Source organism: Acinetobacter sp. A3 (assembly GCF_012371415.1).
In the GTDB taxonomy this organism is placed as follows: Bacteria; Pseudomonadota; Gammaproteobacteria; order Pseudomonadales; family Moraxellaceae; genus Acinetobacter.
Map to the genome: position 1 here is coordinate 1 of NZ_JAAZQW010000021.1, position 18,439 is coordinate 18,439.

16 protein-coding genes, 1 other RNA gene and 2 pseudogenes are annotated in these 18,439 nt (G+C 41.0%); 9 read left to right on the forward strand and 10 right to left on the reverse strand.

The genetic code is table 11. The features are described from left to right. The 5 genes and pseudogenes from HHA42_RS08235 to HHA42_RS08255 all read left to right on the forward strand — a co-directional run. Positions 1-180: pseudogene (locus HHA42_RS08235) on the forward strand (IS30 family transposase); the annotation flags it as partial. A 57-nt stretch (positions 181-237) separates the two neighbouring features. Beyond that, positions 238-561 (forward strand): GGDEF domain-containing protein, encoded by a 324-nt coding sequence (locus tag HHA42_RS08240; protein WP_354667085.1) that lies wholly within the window; start codon positions 238-240, stop codon positions 559-561. A 34-nt stretch (positions 562-595) separates the two neighbouring features. Beyond that, a complete protein-coding gene (locus HHA42_RS08245; RefSeq protein ID WP_168526098.1) occupies positions 596-1,726 on the forward strand; it encodes a DUF389 domain-containing protein in 1,131 nt (376 codons plus the stop codon). A gap of 228 nt (positions 1,727-1,954) precedes the next feature. Beyond that, positions 1,955-2,344 (forward strand): diacylglycerol kinase, encoded by a 390-nt coding sequence (locus tag HHA42_RS08250; RefSeq protein ID WP_168526100.1) that lies wholly within the window; start codon positions 1,955-1,957, stop codon positions 2,342-2,344. A 42-nt stretch (positions 2,345-2,386) separates the two neighbouring features. Then, positions 2,387-3,081: pseudogene (locus HHA42_RS08255) on the forward strand (phosphatase PAP2 family protein). On the opposite strand, the gene HHA42_RS08260 reads toward HHA42_RS08255, so the two are convergent. The 4 genes from HHA42_RS08260 to HHA42_RS08275 form a co-directional block, all read right to left on the reverse strand. After that, positions 3,078-4,424: an ATP-binding protein gene (locus HHA42_RS08260; protein WP_168526102.1), complete on the reverse strand. Its 1,347-nt coding sequence runs from the start codon at positions 4,422-4,424 to the stop codon at positions 3,078-3,080. The pseudogene HHA42_RS08255 and the gene HHA42_RS08260 sit on opposite strands and share 4 nt — an antisense overlap. A 5-nt stretch (positions 4,425-4,429) precedes the next feature. Then, positions 4,430-5,098, reverse strand: coding sequence for a response regulator transcription factor (locus HHA42_RS08265; RefSeq protein ID WP_168526104.1), 669 nt, complete (start codon positions 5,096-5,098; stop codon positions 4,430-4,432). Beyond that, a complete protein-coding gene (locus tag HHA42_RS08270) occupies positions 5,091-6,809 on the reverse strand; it encodes a phosphoethanolamine--lipid A transferase (protein WP_168526106.1) in 1,719 nt (572 codons plus the stop codon). Before HHA42_RS08270 ends, HHA42_RS08265 begins: the two co-directional genes overlap by 8 nt. A gap of 222 nt (positions 6,810-7,031) precedes the next feature. After that, entirely contained in the window at positions 7,032-7,733 is a 702-nt protein-coding gene (locus tag HHA42_RS08275; RefSeq protein WP_168418654.1) for a VIT family protein, read from the reverse strand. A 286-nt stretch (positions 7,734-8,019) separates the two neighbouring features. Between HHA42_RS08275 and HHA42_RS08280 the strand changes: the two genes are divergently transcribed. Together HHA42_RS08280 and HHA42_RS08285 are read left to right on the forward strand one after the other, a co-directional pair. Continuing rightward, positions 8,020-8,475 carry a universal stress protein gene (locus tag HHA42_RS08280; protein ID WP_168526109.1) on the forward strand — a complete coding sequence of 152 codons (456 nt, stop codon included), beginning with the start codon at positions 8,020-8,022 and terminating at the stop codon, positions 8,473-8,475. 329 nt (positions 8,476-8,804) lie between these two features. Further along, positions 8,805-12,263: an MASE3 domain-containing protein gene (locus HHA42_RS08285; RefSeq protein WP_168526111.1), complete on the forward strand. Its 3,459-nt coding sequence runs from the start codon at positions 8,805-8,807 to the stop codon at positions 12,261-12,263. A 65-nt stretch (positions 12,264-12,328) separates the two neighbouring features. Here HHA42_RS08285 and HHA42_RS08290 read toward each other — a convergent pair whose 3' ends face one another. From HHA42_RS08290 to HHA42_RS08300, 3 genes are all read right to left on the reverse strand, one after another. Then, positions 12,329-12,820, reverse strand: coding sequence for a flavin reductase (locus tag HHA42_RS08290; protein ID WP_168418651.1), 492 nt, complete (start codon positions 12,818-12,820; stop codon positions 12,329-12,331). 226 nt (positions 12,821-13,046) lie between these two features. Next, on the reverse strand, positions 13,047-14,075 hold the full coding sequence (locus HHA42_RS08295) for a methionine synthase (RefSeq protein WP_168526113.1): 1,029 nt from the start codon (positions 14,073-14,075) through the stop codon (positions 13,047-13,049). Between the two features lie 23 nt (positions 14,076-14,098). Further along, positions 14,099-15,076 carry a DUF1852 domain-containing protein gene (locus HHA42_RS08300; RefSeq protein WP_168461869.1) on the reverse strand — a complete coding sequence of 326 codons (978 nt, stop codon included), beginning with the start codon at positions 15,074-15,076 and terminating at the stop codon, positions 14,099-14,101. Positions 15,077-15,435: 359 nt separating this feature from the next. Between HHA42_RS08300 and xseA the strand changes: the two genes are divergently transcribed. Then, a complete protein-coding gene (gene xseA, locus HHA42_RS08305; RefSeq protein ID WP_168526115.1) occupies positions 15,436-16,701 on the forward strand; it encodes an exodeoxyribonuclease VII large subunit in 1,266 nt (421 codons plus the stop codon). Then, on the forward strand, positions 16,691-16,891 hold the full coding sequence (gene xseB, locus HHA42_RS08310; RefSeq protein ID WP_168418647.1) for an exodeoxyribonuclease VII small subunit: 201 nt from the start codon (positions 16,691-16,693) through the stop codon (positions 16,889-16,891). Before xseA ends, xseB begins: the two co-directional genes overlap by 11 nt. A gap of 382 nt (positions 16,892-17,273) precedes the next feature. Here xseB and ssrS read toward each other — a convergent pair. The 3 genes from ssrS to HHA42_RS08325 all read right to left on the reverse strand — a co-directional run bounded on the left by ssrS (position 17,274) and on the right by HHA42_RS08325 (position 18,404). Continuing rightward, a non-coding RNA gene (gene ssrS / locus HHA42_RS08315) (6S RNA) lies at positions 17,274-17,456 on the reverse strand. Between the two features lie 110 nt (positions 17,457-17,566). Next, positions 17,567-17,851, reverse strand: coding sequence for a cell division protein ZapA (locus tag HHA42_RS08320; RefSeq protein WP_168418645.1), 285 nt, complete (start codon positions 17,849-17,851; stop codon positions 17,567-17,569). Position 17,852: 1 nt separating this feature from the next. Next, positions 17,853-18,404 (reverse strand): hypothetical protein, encoded by a 552-nt coding sequence (locus tag HHA42_RS08325; protein WP_168461725.1) that lies wholly within the window; start codon positions 18,402-18,404, stop codon positions 17,853-17,855. Positions 18,405-18,439 lie beyond the last annotated feature (35 nt).

Genomic DNA, 18,439 nt, shown 5'->3' on the forward strand with positions numbered 1-18,439 from the left:
AGGCAATATTTACCTAAAGGGATTGATTTAAATCAGGCAGATCAGCATTATTTAAATCAAGTTGCCATGTCACTGAACACTCGTCCTAGAAAAGTGTTAGATTGGCTTACACCATTAGAGAAGTTTGCTCAGCTTGTTGATTATCATAAGGCTTTTGAAACTGTCGCACCTCATGTTTGAATTCGCCATTTCTTTAAAAGGGTCAATGATCAATATGGGCATGCTAAAGGCGATTTAGTGTTGCAAACACTTGCACGATTTATGCAAGATAATTTCAGAGAACATGATATTTGTTGCCGTAGTGGCGGTGAAGAGTTTGTTGTGTTAATGACCACGGGTGAGCCAAGTGTGGCGTATAAAGCAGCAGAGCGTCTGCGCAAAACTATGCAGGAAAGCACTATTCATGACATGGGGCAAATCACGATCTCTATAGGCATTTCTTTCTGGCCTAAAGATGCACAAGATGTCTCTGAAGTTTTGGAAATAGCAGATAATAAATTGTATGAAGCAAAACACAGTGGGCGTAACTGCACACGTTCTACGGCTGAGCAGGAATCTTAAGGTTATACCTGCTTAGCCTAACCGAGGCCAGAAGATGGATAAAGATAAAGAAGCAACCATTGTGGTAGATGATGGCCCCGAACAAGAAAAATATGAGTTGCTCAAGGAAAAACTCAAATATAAACAAGCGGCCAGAGAAAACTCTAAGAAAATTGATCATAAACAGGTGCGTCTGAATATTCAGGCCGATGCGCTGCCAAGTAAAACCTTTTTTATTATGAATGCTTTGGCTGCTGTTATTGCAGGTTATGGCTTATTGTCAAATTCTGCTGCAGTAGTGATTGGTGCAATGTTAGTAGCAATGATGCTTGGGCCAATATCCGGGATTGCGCTAGCTTTTATTGATAACCGTTGGTTGTTGTTTAAAACAGCATTCAAAACCTTGGTGCTTGGCGTGGTTATGATTGTTGTGATTGGTGTGGTGTTGGGTTTAATCAATATTAATCTTCCTATTACCCATGAAATTTTATCTCGCACTCAACCTACCATTATGGATTTGATGATTGCGCTCGCTGGCGGTGCAGCGGGTGCTTTTGCCGCAGTTTCTCCACGTCTGTCGGTGGCTGTGGTTGGGGTTGCGGTCGCAACAGCTTTGGTTCCACCTTTGGTGGCGAGTGGTATTTTATTGGCCCATTTGGAATGGAAACATGCGGCCAATGCGGCATTATTGGCTATGACCAATATTGTTGCCATACAAATTAGTTCTTCACTTGTATTGTGGATGGCTGGTTTTAGACGTGGTTCAGATGAAGAAGTACAGAGTAATGTATTGGAATTCATAAAAAGAAATGCAATGAGTTTGATTTTTTTATTGGGTTTAGGAGTTTATTTAACATTTAATTTTCTTTTTATGCTCAATAAGCAAATTTATGAAAACCATATAGAAACGACCATTGCTGAACAATTGAATCAGCATAACAATTTAATTGATACGGTACAGTTTGACCGTCGTAGTGACATGACTTTGGTTCGGGTAGTTTTACGTGGTGATCTTGCTCCTCAAGCACAGAAAATTTCAGATTTGAATCAGAAATTAAAACTAGACCCAAGAGGCAAACCAAGTATGGTACAGGTGCGTTTTATTCCAGTACAAATTATTCAGGCGAAGGAAAGTCCTGAATTTGATATGAAAAAAGTGGAAGCAGAGCAGTTGGTGCAACCGTGAGTTGTTTAGCGGTAGGGTGATCCAAAACTTAAAATATTCTGATATTGAAAAAGGTGAGATTTTTTCTAAAACAATGATTTTTAGATATTAAAAAGTTATAGATCCTAGTTTTTTTCAATATCCCATGATGGAACAAGAATTATTTTTAATAAATTAACCCCACTGCAATTAAGCCAGTTTTAAGATGAATCCTCTAGCATGAGTCACCTTCATTTAGAATGTGACGGAATGATGCTTCCTCGTTCTCCCTATAAAGGCACAATTGGTGTGCAACGAATTCTCAATGCCGCTCGTTATTCATGGGCTGGATTAAAAACGGCGTTTACCCAAGAAGCTGCCTTTCGGCAAATTGCATTGCTCAATCTAATTTTAATTCCATCCAGTTTTTTTGTACCTGTCGGTCGTGCTGAACAGGTGGTTATGGTGGTGGTGTGTTTATTGGCACTTATTGTTGAATTACTGAATTCTGGCATTGAAGCAGTGGTCGATCGGATTTCACTAGAACAACATCCGCTGTCTAAAAACGCTAAAGATATGGGCAGTGCAGCGCAGTTTGTTGCCTTAAGCATGATTGTAGTGACGTGGGTGATCTGTCTGCTGCCTGCATCAGTAAACTAAAAATCACAGCCATCCCATTATCCATATTACAGAGCATTTTATATGCAGCCCCAGACCACACGCTTTTTATTGACTCAGAGCTTACTTTTAATTCTCAGTGCGATACTGCTACTTAACTTTTTTACGGTTGCGGGCGCAGTCGATTTAAAATTGATTACAGCTTATATAGATGTCAATGCTGCATTTCCATTGCGTCAGCACTGGGCTTTGGCAGAGTTGAATCATCGCTATGTTAAATATGTATTAATTGCTGTGTATCTCAGTTATGGCATTGCATGGCTGATGTCTTTTTACTCTGAAAAATTTAAGCCACGACGCAGGGAATTTGGGTATTTCTTTATTATGGTGATGCTCGCAACAAGCACAATTGCCATTTTAAAATCACAATCGGCGCATGCCTGCCCATGGGATATGGCAGTGGCTACAACGCAGGGAATTTTATGGGACTTAAGTGCTACAGCAGGGCATTGTTTCCCAGGTGGACATGCTTCAAGCGGTTTTGCATTATTGGTCGGATATTTTATTTATCGCACTACACGGCCTAAGCGGGCATATTTTTTCTACTTGCTGCTTTGATTTTAGGTTTTGCCATGGGTTGGGCACAAATGATGCGTGGGGCGCATTTTTTAAGCCATACGCTTTGGACTGGCTGGATTATTTGGGGCTTAAATGTAATGGCTTATGCGTTGTTTGCAGATCGGTTTGTTAAGGCAGAAAAAACGGTGGAATATATTTAAGCCTCTGTTGAGTGGATTGTATGAGGTTGCGTTGGAGTAGAGGGGAATTTTACCTGTACGCACAAGCCGCCTAAACTGGTACTTTTAGAAAACTCGAGCGTTGCGCCTAAGCGCTGTGTGGCTTTATCGACAATTGAAAGACCTAAGCCACTGCCAATTTCTGCATGGTTGTGAATGCGGTAAAAACGTTGTCGAATTTGGTTGAATTGTGCAGGGTCAATACCTGTACCGCTGTCTTCAATTTGCAACAGCACTGCTTCAGCTTGTTGAAGAATAGACACATTAATTACCCCATGTTCAGGGGTATATTTGATCGCATTGTCAATCAAATTATAAATAATGGAATGGACTGCAGAGGCTTGTCCATAAATATTCAGCTCCTGTTGTTGTTCTACACCTAAGTCGATGTCTTTTTGCAGTGCCAATTGAATCAGTTGTTCCACGCAGGCAATGGTCATTTGATTTAAAGACAAGCTTTGATTGGGTTCGGTCAAGCTGTCAGATGCATCTTGTTTGGCTAGGCTCAGCAATTGATTCACCAAGTGTTGTAAGCGTAAAACACCTTGGCTTAAATTCTGTAATGCATCACTGTGCGGGAACTGTTGCAGCAAAATCTGTACTTGCAAATTGAGTGCGGTGAGCGGTGTGCGTAGTTCGTGCGCAGCGTCAGCCACAAACTGGCGCTGCTCTTGCTGTGCGCTTGAAATACGCATAAATAACTGGTTCATTTCCTGAATGGTGGGAGCAAGCTCAACAGGATATTGCTGCATCTGAATTGGGTCTAGTGCTTGTGCTTTACGGCTTGCCAATTCATTTTTAAATGCATTTAAAGGCTGAAAATTATGTCGAATCAGCCAACCTAAAGCGAGTAGGGCAAAAGGTAAAAATAAGGCATAAGGAATAAACATATTCGCTGCCAATTCGAGTGCCAAATACTGCCGCACGCTATTTTGCTGACTAATCTGAATTTGCACATTCTGTTGCGGCAAAATATAGGTATGCCATAAGCCCGATGCAGTTTGATGGCTATAAAAACCCGCTTTAGGGACAGGAGCAAGCAAGACGCCATGCGGATGTTGTGGTGATTCAGTATCTGTATAAGACCAGATATCGACAAATAAATCTTCTTCGCTATAACGCTGTTGCAGATCAATTTGGCTTTGGGTTGGTTGAGGCTGAGTGGCTGCAATACGTTCTGCCAGACTTTGCATTTGCGCATCTAATATTTCGTTCATTTCTTCAAGTGCAATACGATAGGCTGCAAAAACCAACACGCAACCCAGCATCACACTAAAAACAGAAACATAAATAATCAGGCGTTTTTGCAAAGAATAGGAAGGCATTAATTTTATCCTAAACGGTAGCCCAAACCACGAATGGTACGAATAAAGTCTTTGCCAAGTTTGGCGCGTAAATGGTGAATATACACCTCAATGGTATTGCTGCTGACTTCACTGTCAAAATCATATAATTTATCTTCTAAATTACTTTTAGAAAAAATTTTATTGGGATGACTGACCAATGCCAATAATATGGCCCATTCACGGTTAGACAGTTCGATGTAGTCCCCTTTAAATTTAGCCAGATGTTGCTTGGTGTCTAGGCTTAAATCGCCATAGCGTAAAATGCTGCTGTCATTGCCAACAATTGGTTGTCCACTGCGTCGGAGCAGAGCATGAATTCGGGCCAATAGCTCATCGAAAGCATAAGGTTTAATTAAGTAATCATCGGCACCCTGATTTAAACCTTCAACCCGTTGTTGTAGCTGATCACGTGCGGAAATAATCAGTACAGGTAATTGTGGAAAGAGTTGCCGTATATTTTTCAGTACCTGCATACCATCCATCATGGGTAGGCCTAAATCCAGCAAGACCAGATCAAAACTGTGCTGTTGTAAAGCTTTTAACCCATCAATACCATTATTGACCCACGAAACCTCAAACTGTTGCAGCTTTAACAGGGTCTGGGTCGACTCGGCAATCATAAAGTCATCTTCAATGATTAATATTTTAGGCATGGGCGGACTCGTGGTTGAGCGTAGATGTTGAGGATGCGCATTGATTGAGCATATCATTTTTAGGGTCAATCACTTGGCTTTTTATGTCCAATAGACTTAATAAACTCGGAAAAAGATTGTCATGGCTTAAGGTGCGAGCAGTCTGTGCTTTCAGACAGTTAACTTGAGCAGGCTGTTGTTGCTGCCAAGCCTCTGAAAACCACATGAGCATAGGTACATGAGTTTGCTGGCTTGGTGCCATTGAATACGGTGCACCGTGTAAATATAAGCCATGCTCACCTGTCGATTCGCCATGATCTGACACATACCAGAAGCCAGTTTGATAATGTTTTTGTTGCTGCAAGGTTTGAATCAACTGACTCAATACATGGTCGGTGTACACAATTGAGTTGTCATACGTGTTAGTCAAGGCATTGGCACTGCAACCTTGAATGGCATTGCTGTTACACATGGGCTGGAAAGGTTGATAAGCCGCAGTAGAGCGTTTGTAATATGCAGGTCCGTGACTGCCCATTTGATGTAACACAATCAGATGAGAGCGTGTATCTTTTGGGTCAAGCTGACTTAAATAGCTTTGCAAGCTATCGACTAGAATTTCGTCTAGGCATTCTCCGCTGGCATCACACCATTTCTGTTTCAACGCAGCGGGTATCTGAAATTGCTGCACCCGATCACATGCACCTTTACAGCCTGAATTGTTGTCAATCCAAGTCACTTGATAGCCTGCACGTTGTGCAATATCAAGCAACCCTTCGCGGTGGCTGGCCAGTTGCTCATCATAATCTGCACGGGGCATGCCAGAGAACATACAAGGTACAGAGACAGCGGTTGCTGTACCGCAAGAACTGACCTGCTTAAAGTTGAGAATAGGCAATTTAGATAATTCAGGATTGGTATTTTTGGCGTAGCCATTGAGTGAAAAACTTTCAGCACGTGCGGTTTCACCGACCACCAACAACATAATTTTAGGTGGTGTACCTGCTTGGGTGCGTTGAATACGATGCGCATCTTTACCATAGTGCAGCAGGGGTAAATGTTGTTTGGGTGCTTTCTTTTTATAATAGGACAGGCTAGAAGCGATGGCATTTTGGGGGGATAGCATACCTTTTAAGTCACGATGCTCACGAAAAATAGCCGCATAATCAACATAAAAATAAAACAATAAGCCTAAAATAAACACCAGCGATAGCATGCTGGCCAAGGTTTTTTGTAGAAATTGGCGTGGTAGCGATGTAGCCTGAATATTGACCATCCACACCAAACACAGGGGAGCAATCACCAATAGGGTGCTCCAAATGATCAAGCGTATAGACCACAAATCACGCACTTCACGCACATCGGTTTGCAGCATATTCTGAATTTGGTCAGGGGTGATGACAACACCCAAACTATTCACAAAATAGGCACTAAAACCGCCCATCACAATGAAGATACTGGCCATTATTTTGGCATTCCAGCGCCAGTTCAGCCACTGCAATAACAGATGATACGCCGCCACAATCACAAGCACTGTTGCGATTAATAAGCCAGTGGCTTTGATGCCCTGATACGGCGTAAATTGATGAATTTTTTCATAAAATCCATAGTTTAAGACCACGCCTAGCCAAACAGCTAGCAGTAAATTGAACTTAAACAATGAAATAGATGGAGCGCTCCATCTAAATCTCGAAAAAATAGAAGGTGTGCGGTGCGGTTGCGGCTGTTGAGTCATCGTCATGCAATCGAAGATGTTTTGAGATGCTTTAGCCTAGAATTACAAACTTAAGCTTGGCTTAAAATGATTTTAAAAATTGTGTAAAGCACGTAGGGCTATTGTGTAGCAATGCAAACGGTTTAGAGATGAACAAGCATTTTAAGAATGAATTTAACTTGTTTAGAGATCAAGCAGCCCTCTCTGTGTTTAGATTAAGGGCTGCTTTAACTGAATTTAAAATTAGGCAACAGCGACATGGAACATTGAGCCAATCCATGAACTGAACAACATGGCCACAATACCCCACACCATGACGCGCAAAGCACCTTTCCACATGCTTGCACCGCCTACATAGCTCGCCAAAGCCCCCATGATGCCTAAACTGATGACACCCACCAACATGACGCCTTTAGCGAGTTGTTGTTCTGGTAACAGTAGAATGGATACCAATGGAAACAGTGAACCCACGGTAAATGCCAAGGCCGATGAAAATGCCGCCGTAAAAGGCTGGGCAGAGGTATGTTCTAAAATTCCAATTTCATCACGTGCATGTGCATCTAAAGCATTATGCGCAGTTAATTGTTGCGCTACTTGTTCGGCAAGGTTTTCATCTAAACCACGCAACATATAAATATTTTTAAGCTCTTTTAGTTCGTGTTCAGGATGCAATTCTAACTCACGTGCTTCCATGGCAAGGTCATTTTGTTCAATATCTTGTTGCGATTTGACCGAAATATATTCTCCCGCGGCCATAGAGGCTGCACCTGAAATTAAACCCGCAATACAAGTGACCAATAAAGTTTGTGAAGAGGCACCACTGGCTGCCATGCCGACCACTAAACTGGTGACTGAAATAATCCCATCATTTGCACCCAATACTGCAGCGCGTAACCATCCAGAGCGTTCAATATAATGTTTTTCGCGGTGGTAAGAATGCGGCATAGACAACTCTCTTGTTATTTAATTTTCATCAATGGATATGTGATTTATAGCATAAATTATTCTATAAAATTTATCGTAATAAATCGTCAAATCAGGGGCAGTCTTGCTGCGAAATTTGATTGGAATTTCAGGCGATCTGTACGGAATCCATATTTTTGTATCGGTTATAACATCGCGGGCGAGCATAGATTGTATAGCAACAGGCTCCTTGTAAATTGATCAATAGACTGTAAGATGAATGTCATCGTACTGAACATAAATTGATAAATTTAAAGGGGAAATTCAAATGTCATTTCAGAATATTTTAGTACCTGTAGATGGTTCCAAAATTTCTTTAGCAGCGGTACAGCATGCTGCTGAAATTGCAAAAGCCTGTAATGGTGAATTGACCCTGATTAGCCTTGTGGCAGAAGACCCGTATAAAGATTTAGATTTTGCCTATTACTACGTTTCTGCGCCAATGAAAGAATATTTTGTACAAGTCTATGCCAATGCAGAAAAAGCTTTGCAACAAGCCAGTGATATTGCGGCAAGAGTTGGTGTAGATGCGCAAACTCGAGTGATTAAAAGTTTATCTATTGGGCAGAGTATTGTGTCGCTCGCTACAGAACTGGAAGCCGATTGTATTGTTATGGGGTCGCATGGCCGTACAGGAATGCAAAAAATGTTATTGGGCAGTGTGGCTGCGCATGTATTGGGTTCTACGCAATTGCCAGTATTGGTGGTGAAGGCAGAAGCATAAAGCAAGCCTTTGCTAGATCAGTATTGTATAGATTCACACCCCAGTGAAATTATTCTGCATTATTAAGTAAAACTTAAGTTTGAGTGAAAATAAGCTGCATAAATAGCCGGTGATTTGAAATTAGTGTCTGTTTGATATGATGCAAATTCAGAATTAAATTATTGAAAAGTTGCATAAATTTGGCAAAATGTAGGGGTAGGATTTAATTTTACAAAGCGGTAGTCCCTGATGTATTGGGGCTGTAGGTGTAAGCCGTGCTTTAAAATACTTTAGGGTATGGATGTGCGATTTTATTCAATACCATGAGGTTATCTCATAGGGGAAATATTATGGCTAAATCATCTCGTGACCAGTTATCACCAGATGTATTCGACTTAAAGTCGTTTATTTCTCCTTATATGATGATCTTGACGCCCACCTATTTTGCAGTGCTGATTTGGTGTAGCAATCGTTCGCTTGGTTTTTTATTCACCCATACACTAGCTGAATTAATTTCAATTGTGATTGCGGTTACAACCTTGATTGTGACCCTCATTTCTCGGCATTTTACTCGAAACTATTTTGTGGTGTTTATTGCCATCGCAATTGGTTGGTGTGGACTGATTGACTTATTCCACACGTTACTTTTTCAAGGCATGCAACTGCTGCCGATTGAAAGTGCAAACCCTGCCACTCAGCTTTGGATAGCAGCACGATTGTTGCAAGCTTTTGCTATGTTAGCCGCGCCGTTTATGCTCACCCGTGCCATTAAGCCATTGCAGCTGAATGTATTTTTTGGGGTGGTGAGCATTTCACTGGTGGTTGCCATTATGCAAGGGTATTTCCCAGCCGCCTTTGTGGATGGGCAGGGGCTCACATCCTTTAAAATTTATAGTGAATATCTGATTATTGCGGTTTTGGCAGTCGCTCTGGTTTATTTATGGCAACGCCGTAAATACTTAAATCCAAAACTGACCTTTGGTATTAGCTTGTCCATGCTCACCATGATGGCTTCAGAATTTACCTTTACTCAATATGTATCGATTTATTCAGATGCCAATTTATGGGGGCATGTACTCAAGGTTTATTCGTACTGGTTTATTTATATTGCCTTAGTGGAATCGACCCTGAAAGAGCCGTTTAGCATGTTGTCAAAAGCAGCAAGCACTTATGACACCATTCCAGACCCAACCTATATTGTAAAAGCCAATCAAACAATTCAGCAGGCAAATTTAGCAGCTACACGTGTGCATGGTAGGTCTGCAGCACGCTTAGTGGGTTGTTCTGTACATGAATTATTGCATGATCCGCGCGTGCTTGCTGAAAACTGCCCTGTATGTTCACGTTTAAATCAAAAACCACATGAGTTTTTGGTACAACTGGCTTTGCCCGATCAGAAAACCATTGAATGTCATGTCGCACCTTTTACTGAGCGTTTAGGTCAAAAAACCGTGTGGGTGATGGTGGTTCGTGATGTCACACAACGTGAGCGATTACTCCGAGATTTACGTGATCGGGTAAAAGAAGTACGTTGCTTAAATCAGATTAATCAGCTGTGTAATGAACATAAAGCCGATATGGCAGATTTGCTTGGCAAAGCTTTAAAGATTATTCCTTCAGGCTTTTCACACCCTAAACAGCTACGAATTAATATTGAAAGTGAGTGGGGCAATTTAGGCGATGCCCGTACAACTGAAAATCAGTCTGAGTTGCAATCTGTATTTCAGCATCAACAACAAAGCTTTGGTATGCTCAGAATTTGGTACGAACAGCCCGAGCTGATGCCCGAATTTACGCCAGAAGAACAAAATTTAATTGATCATATCTGCAGTCAAATTACAGAGGTCTATAGTCGCTTAAAGTCTCAAGCACGTGTGGAGCGCTTGACCTATTTATATCAATTATCTAGTGAAACAAACCGTGTTATTGCACATAGCAAAAACCAACATGGTTTGTTAAAAGAACTACGGCATGTGTTATTGCGTCTAGGTAGCTTTGACAAAATTTTTATTGCTATGAAGTTAGATAGCCATGCAGATCAAATGCTGTCTATAGAATTTCATCACAATATCGATGCACACATCCTGATGACGTTGCAGCAGGCATTGAACCAAGAAGCGCCATATCCACTACAAAAAGTGAAAAACAGCAGTGCCGATATTGATGTGTATACCTATGTTTTAAATGATGATCAGTATGAAAATGCATCGCAGGAATACCAAGCGTGGCGTCGCTATTTAAAACAAGAAAAAATCTGCCAAGCAGCACTAACGCCGTTGATGTTTCAAGGATATTTCTGGGGCTTAATTGGACTCTATACCACAAGTAGTGATGAGTTTGACCATGAGCAAATTCAGTTATTACAAAATCTGTCTAAAGATATCTCATCGGCTTTAGAGCGTTTTTCTGCAGAACAACAGCGACGGCTTGCCGAAAGTCGTTCTAAGCAAATGGAACAACGCTTTGAAGAAGTGTTTTTTCAGTCACCTGTGCCAATGCAAATTATTTCCTTGGCAAATGAACGCATTGTGGCGGTCAATTTAGCTTATGAAAACTGGCTTGGATATAAAGGCGATGAGCTAGTCACCCGTGAGCATTGGGTGAACAAAGTTGCACCCGATGAAAAGTTACAACAGTTTATGCGACACAATTGGCATGATGCGATTGTTGCGGCGAAACAGGGCAAACAGATTCAATTCCCTGAAATTAGCTTAATAGCCAAAGATGGAAGTTTACGTATTGCACATCGTACATTGGCAATTGTCGGGCAAGACGCCATTGTGGCTTGGACAGATTTAACCACCATCCGCCAAACTGAACAGGCGTTAATTGATAGTGAACAACGTTTCCGTGGCATGGTTGAAAAAACCGTCGTGGGCATGTATGTGCTGCGCGATAACTACTATTTATATGTGAACCCAAGTTATTCTGAAATGTTGGGTTGGTCAGTTGATGAGTTGATTGGTCAATATGTATTTGATTTCATAGATCAAACGCCAGAAAATCTTGAGGTGGTTCGGCATGCAGAGGAACAGGTACAAGCGGGCGGACGTTCAAACGTGTCTTGCACTGTTGCCATGTGCCATAAAAATGGCCAAGTCCGTGCCTTTGCACTACATGCACGTATGATTATTTGGGATGATGGTTTGCCTGCAACGATTGTCATGGCACAAGACATTACCGAACAAAAAGAAGCCGAAGAACAAATTGCCATGCTCGTGAAACAACTCGAAGACACCATGTACGGTACTTTGCAAGCGGTATCGACTATGGTAGAAATGCGAGACCCATATACTGCGGGTCATGAGCGACGTGTCGGCCTAATTGCCAGTGCAATTGCCAAAGAAATGGGGTGGGATGATAAGCGTTGTTTACAAATGGAAGAAATTGGCTTGGTGCATGATATTGGTAAAATTTCGATACCTTCAGAAATTTTAACCAAGCCTTCACGCTTAACCCCAATTGAAATGGAAATGATGAAAGGGCATGCGCAAGCAGGTTATGACATTTTAAAAGATGTGCCATTTATTATACCGATTGCAGATATTATTGGGCAGCACCACGAGCGTATGGACGGGACAGGTTATCCAAATGGCTTAAAAGGTGATGAAATTCTACCTGAAGCACGCGTGCTGACTGTGGCAGATGTGATTGAATCTATGGCATCACACCGTCCATACCGACCTGCCTTGGGGGTAGATGTGGCATTGGCTGAAATTATGCGTGGACGCGGTACCATTTACGATACAGAGGTGTGTGATGCTGCGTTACGTTTATTTAATGAAAAAGGCTATACCTTGCCCAACTAATCCAGATAAGTGGCTTGTTGGTCTTACATGAGCAAATCGGCTGCTTTAATATTTTCTGACTGAGTTTAAAGCATCGATGCTTGTCCAACATGGTGATAAGCACGATTAAAATACACCAAACCTTGCTCATGTGGGCTATGTTGAATTGCGACAATACGGCAAATAAAAATAGTGTGTGTGCCAACTTCTTGTGTTTGCTCGATTTGACAATCAAAACTGACCAACGCATCTTCTAGTACGGGTGCACCAGTTTTAAGTTTGGTCCAAGTGGCATGTTCAAAGCGTTCTTCTGAACTCATTTTGGAAGAAAACACATTTGAAAGATGCTGATGATGTGCACCCAGAACGTTCACACTCAAAATTTTATTTTCTATAAAATGTAGATGTGAACGTGCAGCCTGATTCATACAGACCAATAGCGTTGGTGGTGTATCTGTCACACTGCATACCGCAGATGCAGTAAATCCATGCTGACCAGAGGCTCCCGATGTGGTCACGACATTTACCGCACCTGTTAACCAAGACATTGCATTTTTAAAGTCAGTTGCTTCAACCATTACTTTGTTCCTAAGCTCCTCATTAGAACTTTCAGCATTGCTCTATAAATAAATCAAGAATCATCATGTGCTGTGTCACATGAGTGAGAATTTAAATGAGGCTGTGGATATTACGATGTGATGAATGGCATTTTAACTGCGCTGTTAAACTGGGAAATGACACCCGATTTAACAGCCCAGTTTGCCTGAACCCATCAGAAAATTGCAGAAAGATGAGTGCGCAGTTTTAGAAAGCAAGTTCGTTTCTGAGCAATGCTGCACCTGCAGTTAAAGCCTGCATTTTGCTTCGGGCGACATTGCGTGGTAAAGGTGCCATTCCGCAGTTGGTTGAAGGGTAGAGTTTGTCTGCATCTACAAACTGCAATGCCTTGCGTAATGTGTCAGCCACCTCTTCAGCTGTTTCAATTTGATGTGTTGCAACATCAATAGCCCCCACCATGACTTTTTTGCCACGGATTAGTTCAATGAGCTCAAGTGGCACACGTGAATTGTGACATTCTAGTGAAACAATGTCGATGTTGGAGCTTTGTAGTTTAGGGAATACTGCTTCGTATTGACGCCATTCTGAACCGAGTGTTTTTTTCCAGTCAGTGTTGGCTTTGATGCCATAACCGTAGCAAATGTGCACAGAGGTTTCACATTTCAGACCTTCAATGGCACGTTCTAAGGTCGCGATGCCCCAGTCATTAACTTCATCAAAAAACACATTAAAAGCAGGCTCATCAAACTGGATAATGTCGACACCTGCGGCTTCCAGTTCTTTAGCTTCCTGATTCAGAATTTTGGCAAATTCCCAGGCGAGTTTTTCACGGCTTTTATAATGTGCATCGTACAAGGTATCAATCATGGTCATAGGGCCAGGCAACGCCCATTTGATTGGCTGATTGGTTTGCTGACGTAAAAATTTGGCATCTTGCACAAATACAGATTTAGGACGGGTCACTTCACCCACAACTGTTGGAACGCTAGCATCGTAACGATTACGAATACGCACCGTCTCACGTTGCTCAAAATCGACACCATTTAAGTGTTCAATAAAAGTGGTAACAAAGTGCTGACGGGTTTGCTCACCATCACTGACTATATCAAGGCCAGCCTGTTGTTGTTCATGTAAAGCGACAATCAGTGCATCTTGTTTACCTTCAAGCAGTTGCTCATCTTGTAATTTCCAAGGCGACCAAAGCTTTTCTGGTTCTGCAAGCCATGCAGGTTTAGGCAGGCTACCAGCGGTAGATGTAGGCAATAAAATTTTCATAATCAATTATCTATTTGGGTCAGTTAAGCAACGTAGTTGGCAGCCCATTGTTCAAGAATGGCTTTGTGAGGCTTGATAAAACTTTCTTCGGTAAATTTACCTTGTTGAATCGCAAGTTGTGTGCGTTCTTCACGGTCATATACAATTTGAGTCAATGAATAATCTTGATAGTTCAAACTTGGCTGATAGCACTGACCTGCAACCGAATTGGCATTGTAAATTTCTGGGCGGTAAATCTTTTGGAAAGTTTCCATGGTGCTGATGGTACTGATTAACTCAAGATTGCTGTAATCACTCAGTAAGTCACCTGTGTAGTAGAAAGCAAAAGGCGCAACGCTATTTGGCGGCATGAAATAACGTACTTGCAGGCCCATTTTTTTGAAATATTCATCGGTAGGTGAAAATTCATTTTGCTGATATTCCACACCCAAGATCGGGTGTTGATTTTCAGTACGATGATAAGTTTTGCTGCTTGAAACACTTAAGCAGATGACAGGCAACTTTTTGAAGTGATCTTGATACGCTTTCGAGTTTAAGAAGCTTTTAAAGATTTTTCCGTGTAAATCCCCAAAATTTTCTGGTGTACTGAATTGATTACGATTCTGATTGTGTTCACGCAGTAAAACACTGAAATCATAATCCCGTACATAAGATGAAAAACTGTTACCCACAATACCTTCAATACGTTGATTCTTGTAATGATCGACAATTGTGGTTTTTAAGACTTCAATCGTTGGGAATGTCTTGCCGTTGCCCTCTACATCAATATCCACAGAAACAATTTCAATTTCAACCGTGTAACGATCGCCGTTTGGGTTATCCCAACGAGCTAAATCATTGAAACGGTTGTTGATCATCTTTAACGTCTTGCGCAGATTTTCTTGACGACTTTCTCCACGCGCCAAATTCGCAAAGTTAGTGGTGAGGCGTGTATTCGCAGATGGATGATAATTTTCATCAAAACGAATGGTTTTTAGTGTAAATGTAAACTCTTGACTCATGATGATCTAATACCTAAATTTCTGTGAAAAACCTGAATTTTATTCACGCTGTTTTGGGAGATGCTAAATGCTGTTTTGGCATTCTCCAATCAGTTGCATGCTTGTTTTACAGGCTAAATCACATGGTTTAATCAAAAACTAACGATAAATATGTGTGTCGTTAAAAGCATGAGCAGATTTATACCTCAATCAAAACATGAATAAAAATGATTTAATCTCAGTCGTAAGTGAATTAAATTCACTTATGTGTTTTAAGTAATGAAAACCATGCCAAATGGCTCAGCTTTAGATTGAGTTTTAATCATGTGAATGTGCAAATAATTTTGTAAGATAGCGGAGATTCGTTTTGTATTTAAGATATGTCAGATTTTCAGCTCAGCCTCAGTGAATACCTAGCAACGGTTCAAGAAGTCATCCAGTTGACCTTTGATGAAGCTGTGTGGGTAAAAGCCGAAATACGCAATCTGAATATCAAAGCAGGGCATTATTATCTTGAATTGGCTGAAAAAGATGAAGACAGCCATAAAGTCGTGGCAAGTTGTAAGGCCACCATTTGGAAATTTACCGCACAAAAAATTGTTTTAAAATTTGAATGTGAAAGTGGTATAGAGCTTACAAAAGACCTGAATGTGCTGATTAAAGTCAAAGCACGTTTTGACCCGCAATATGGTTTTTCGGTCAATATTGAAGAAATTGATTCAAGTTTTACGCTGGGTGATTTAGCCAAACGCTATCAGCAAATTTTACAGCGCCTGACCATAGAAGGTTTAATTCATAAAAATAAACAGTTAGCTGCACCTTTTGATATACAAAATGTACTGGTGATTGCACCTGAAAATGCGGCAGGTTTAGGAGATTTTAAAAAAGACGCCGATGTTTTGGCTCGTGCGCAGGTCTGTCACTTTGTTTATCATTCTGCGACTTTTCAAGGGAATACTGCTCCTCAAAGTATTATGTCTGCTTTAGCGACTGCATTGAAACAGTGGGTCGTGGATTACCCAACCGCACCAGACTTAATTGTAATTATTCGGGGTGGCGGTGCAGTTAATGACTTGGCCTATTTGAATGATTATGAACTTGCGGCTTTATTATGCAAACGCAGTGTGCCTATTTGGGTGGGCATTGGCCATGAAAAAGACCGTACTATTTTAGATGAAATCGCACATCGCTCATTTGATACGCCTAGCAAAGTGATTGCAGGGATTCGCAATTTAATTGTAGAGCGTGTCAATGAAGCGAATAGTGCATTACAAACCATCAAATTGGTATCACAACATCAATTGGTGGCCTATCAAAGTCAAAATGATCAATGCTTACAGCGTGTTAAAACACTGGCTCAACAGCATATTGCAGAAGCACAGCGCAGCATTGAAGACCTAAAAAATAATCATCAATATTTTGCCCAGCAACAGATTAAACTTGCTTCGACCCAGATTGAAACATTAATGCGTGAGACTTTATTACAGAACCCGAAAACAGTTTTGGCAAAGGGATATGCAATTGCAAGAAGCAAGGGTAAGGCCATTCGTTCAGTGCAGCAAATTACAGATCAACACATTCAAATTGAATTACAGGATGGCAAAATTGATGCCACCGTACAGCAGGTACACGCCCATGAATCATGAAGAACTGAGCTTTAAGCAAGGCTATGAAATTCTGAAGAAAAATGCAGAATTGTTGGAAGCACAAGAACAGCCAGATATTGATAACCTGATGAATCTTGTTGAAGAATCTATGCAGGCCTATAAAGCTTGTAAAGCTAGAATAGATGCGGTGCAGCAAGCATTGAACGATACCTTTAAGGAAACATCTTAAAGGTAATTTTATTTGTTAAAATATTGCTTTAACTTTGCCAAAGCAAACGCATCTATCTTCAATTGATTAACAGCTTTCAACTAAACTTTTAACCAAAGCTTCCACAGGGCTTAACTTTTCTTTTAATTCTTGCGGTAAATTCAAGTCGTTCACAGGATGCATGAGTACCTATAAAAATTACTCAATTTTAGATTTCTGAAAATCTGTTTACTTTTGATCTATTTTCTTTATTCGATATATTTGCTTTGAATAGAGGGAAACAAAATTTTAGACACGGTATAGAACGCATCGTCACAAAGGGAGAGGAGGTTTTTTTACTTAATTTGTAGCTGAAGATTAGATTAGCGTAGTTTTAGAAATATTGTAATTTTTATAAAAACTAAATAGCTCCGAGGATGCCGCTGCATGTCGTTACCCTGAACCCGAAGAAGTTCAAGGCGGACGCGACGCATACTTGCTGGGTTTCCCATACAAGATGGGCATACGCTCTAAATATGCAGAACGCAATCCTAAGATTTAAGTATCGGCAGGGATATAGACTCGCTGGCGAACATCTCAGAGTTAGAATTAGTATACCCCATCTCAGGGGCTTGGCAACTCATGTTCACAGTTGAACTGTAAAGTTTGGTCTTGTTTGCACAGCCTTTATGCAAACTTAAGTTAAAAAACCAGCACTTAAGTTAAGGCTTCAACTTCTTGCAGAATCGTACTCAGCAAACGCTCACAATGCGCATAATGTTGCAAAGATTTGTTCATAGAAAGAACCTCTTGCATCAATTCCAATGCAACCATAATAATCAGTTTGCTAGGTTCCATACGTGGCGCTTTACGACGAAATTCATCATAGCGCTCATTCAATAATTGCGCGGCACGTTCTAAATCTGCTTTTTGGTCTTCAGTGGTGGCCAAACGGAAGCTATGTCCTAAAACACGTAAATCAATTGGAATTTGAACTGACATATTAACCTTCCTCACTCACTTCGGCAGGGTGGGCAAGTTGTTGAATTTCTTGCGCATGATGGTCTTGAGCCGTACCTAAAATTGCCAAACGCTGAATAATGGCTTCAACTTTGGCTTTGGCATGCTCATTTTTTTGTAACAATCTATCACGTTCTTGCTTCAGGGTTTGAATTTCATGCTGATTCATACGTTGATCATTCAACATCTTTTCTTTCAAAATGCGTAACTCGTTACGCTCCGCCAAAATTTCCTGAAAGCGGTTTTTAAGATCGGTACAGCTTTTTTCTAAACGTCCATAACGATCTGCCAAAGCCGTTGCATCCTGATTCAGCTGTTGCAACTGTGCTTGTGTGCTACTTAATTGCTCGGTCAGACTTTCAATTTCATCTTGTTTTGCGGTAATAATGCCGTTTCTTTGCACAATTTGTGCATGATGCTGTTCCTCAGCAGTTTGTTTGGCTGTGCTGAGGGCCGTATTTTCACTTTCATAATGGTCAATTCGTGTTTTTAAAACACCAATATGCGCTTGTAGACGCTGTAATTCTTCTAACATATCGTGGTCGCACAGTATTGCAAACAAAGGTAATA

Bases quoted from the DNA above. Each gene is read 5' to 3' on its own strand.
- HHA42_RS08275 (WP_168418654.1), bottom strand. From the start codon at position 7,733: ATGCCGCATTCTTACCACCGCGAAAAACATTATATTGAACGCTCTGGA.
- HHA42_RS08260 (WP_168526102.1), bottom strand. From the start codon at position 4,424: ATGCCTTCCTATTCTTTGCAAAAACGCCTGATTATTTATGTTTCTGTT.
- HHA42_RS08295 (WP_168526113.1), bottom strand. From the start codon at position 14,075: ATGAAAATTTTATTGCCTACATCTACCGCTGGTAGCCTGCCTAAACCT.
- HHA42_RS08265 (WP_168526104.1), bottom strand. From the start codon at position 5,098: ATGCCTAAAATATTAATCATTGAAGATGACTTTATGATTGCCGAGTCG.
- xseB (WP_168418647.1), top strand. From the start codon at position 16,691: ATGAATCATGAAGAACTGAGCTTTAAGCAAGGCTATGAAATTCTGAAG.
- HHA42_RS08300 (WP_168461869.1), bottom strand. From the start codon at position 15,076: ATGAGTCAAGAGTTTACATTTACACTAAAAACCATTCGTTTTGATGAA.
- HHA42_RS08280 (WP_168526109.1), top strand. From the start codon at position 8,020: ATGTCATTTCAGAATATTTTAGTACCTGTAGATGGTTCCAAAATTTCT.
- HHA42_RS08325 (WP_168461725.1), bottom strand. From the start codon at position 18,404: ATGTTAGAAGAATTACAGCGTCTACAAGCGCATATTGGTGTTTTAAAA.
- HHA42_RS08250 (WP_168526100.1), top strand. From the start codon at position 1,955: ATGATGCTTCCTCGTTCTCCCTATAAAGGCACAATTGGTGTGCAACGA.
- HHA42_RS08285 (WP_168526111.1), top strand. From the start codon at position 8,805: ATGGCTAAATCATCTCGTGACCAGTTATCACCAGATGTATTCGACTTA.
- xseA (WP_168526115.1), top strand. From the start codon at position 15,436: ATGTCAGATTTTCAGCTCAGCCTCAGTGAATACCTAGCAACGGTTCAA.
- HHA42_RS08270 (WP_168526106.1), bottom strand. From the start codon at position 6,809: ATGACTCAACAGCCGCAACCGCACCGCACACCTTCTATTTTTTCGAGA.
- HHA42_RS08245 (WP_168526098.1), top strand. From the start codon at position 596: ATGGATAAAGATAAAGAAGCAACCATTGTGGTAGATGATGGCCCCGAA.
- HHA42_RS08320 (WP_168418645.1), bottom strand. From the start codon at position 17,851: ATGTCAGTTCAAATTCCAATTGATTTACGTGTTTTAGGACATAGCTTC.
- HHA42_RS08290 (WP_168418651.1), bottom strand. From the start codon at position 12,820: ATGGTTGAAGCAACTGACTTTAAAAATGCAATGTCTTGGTTAACAGGT.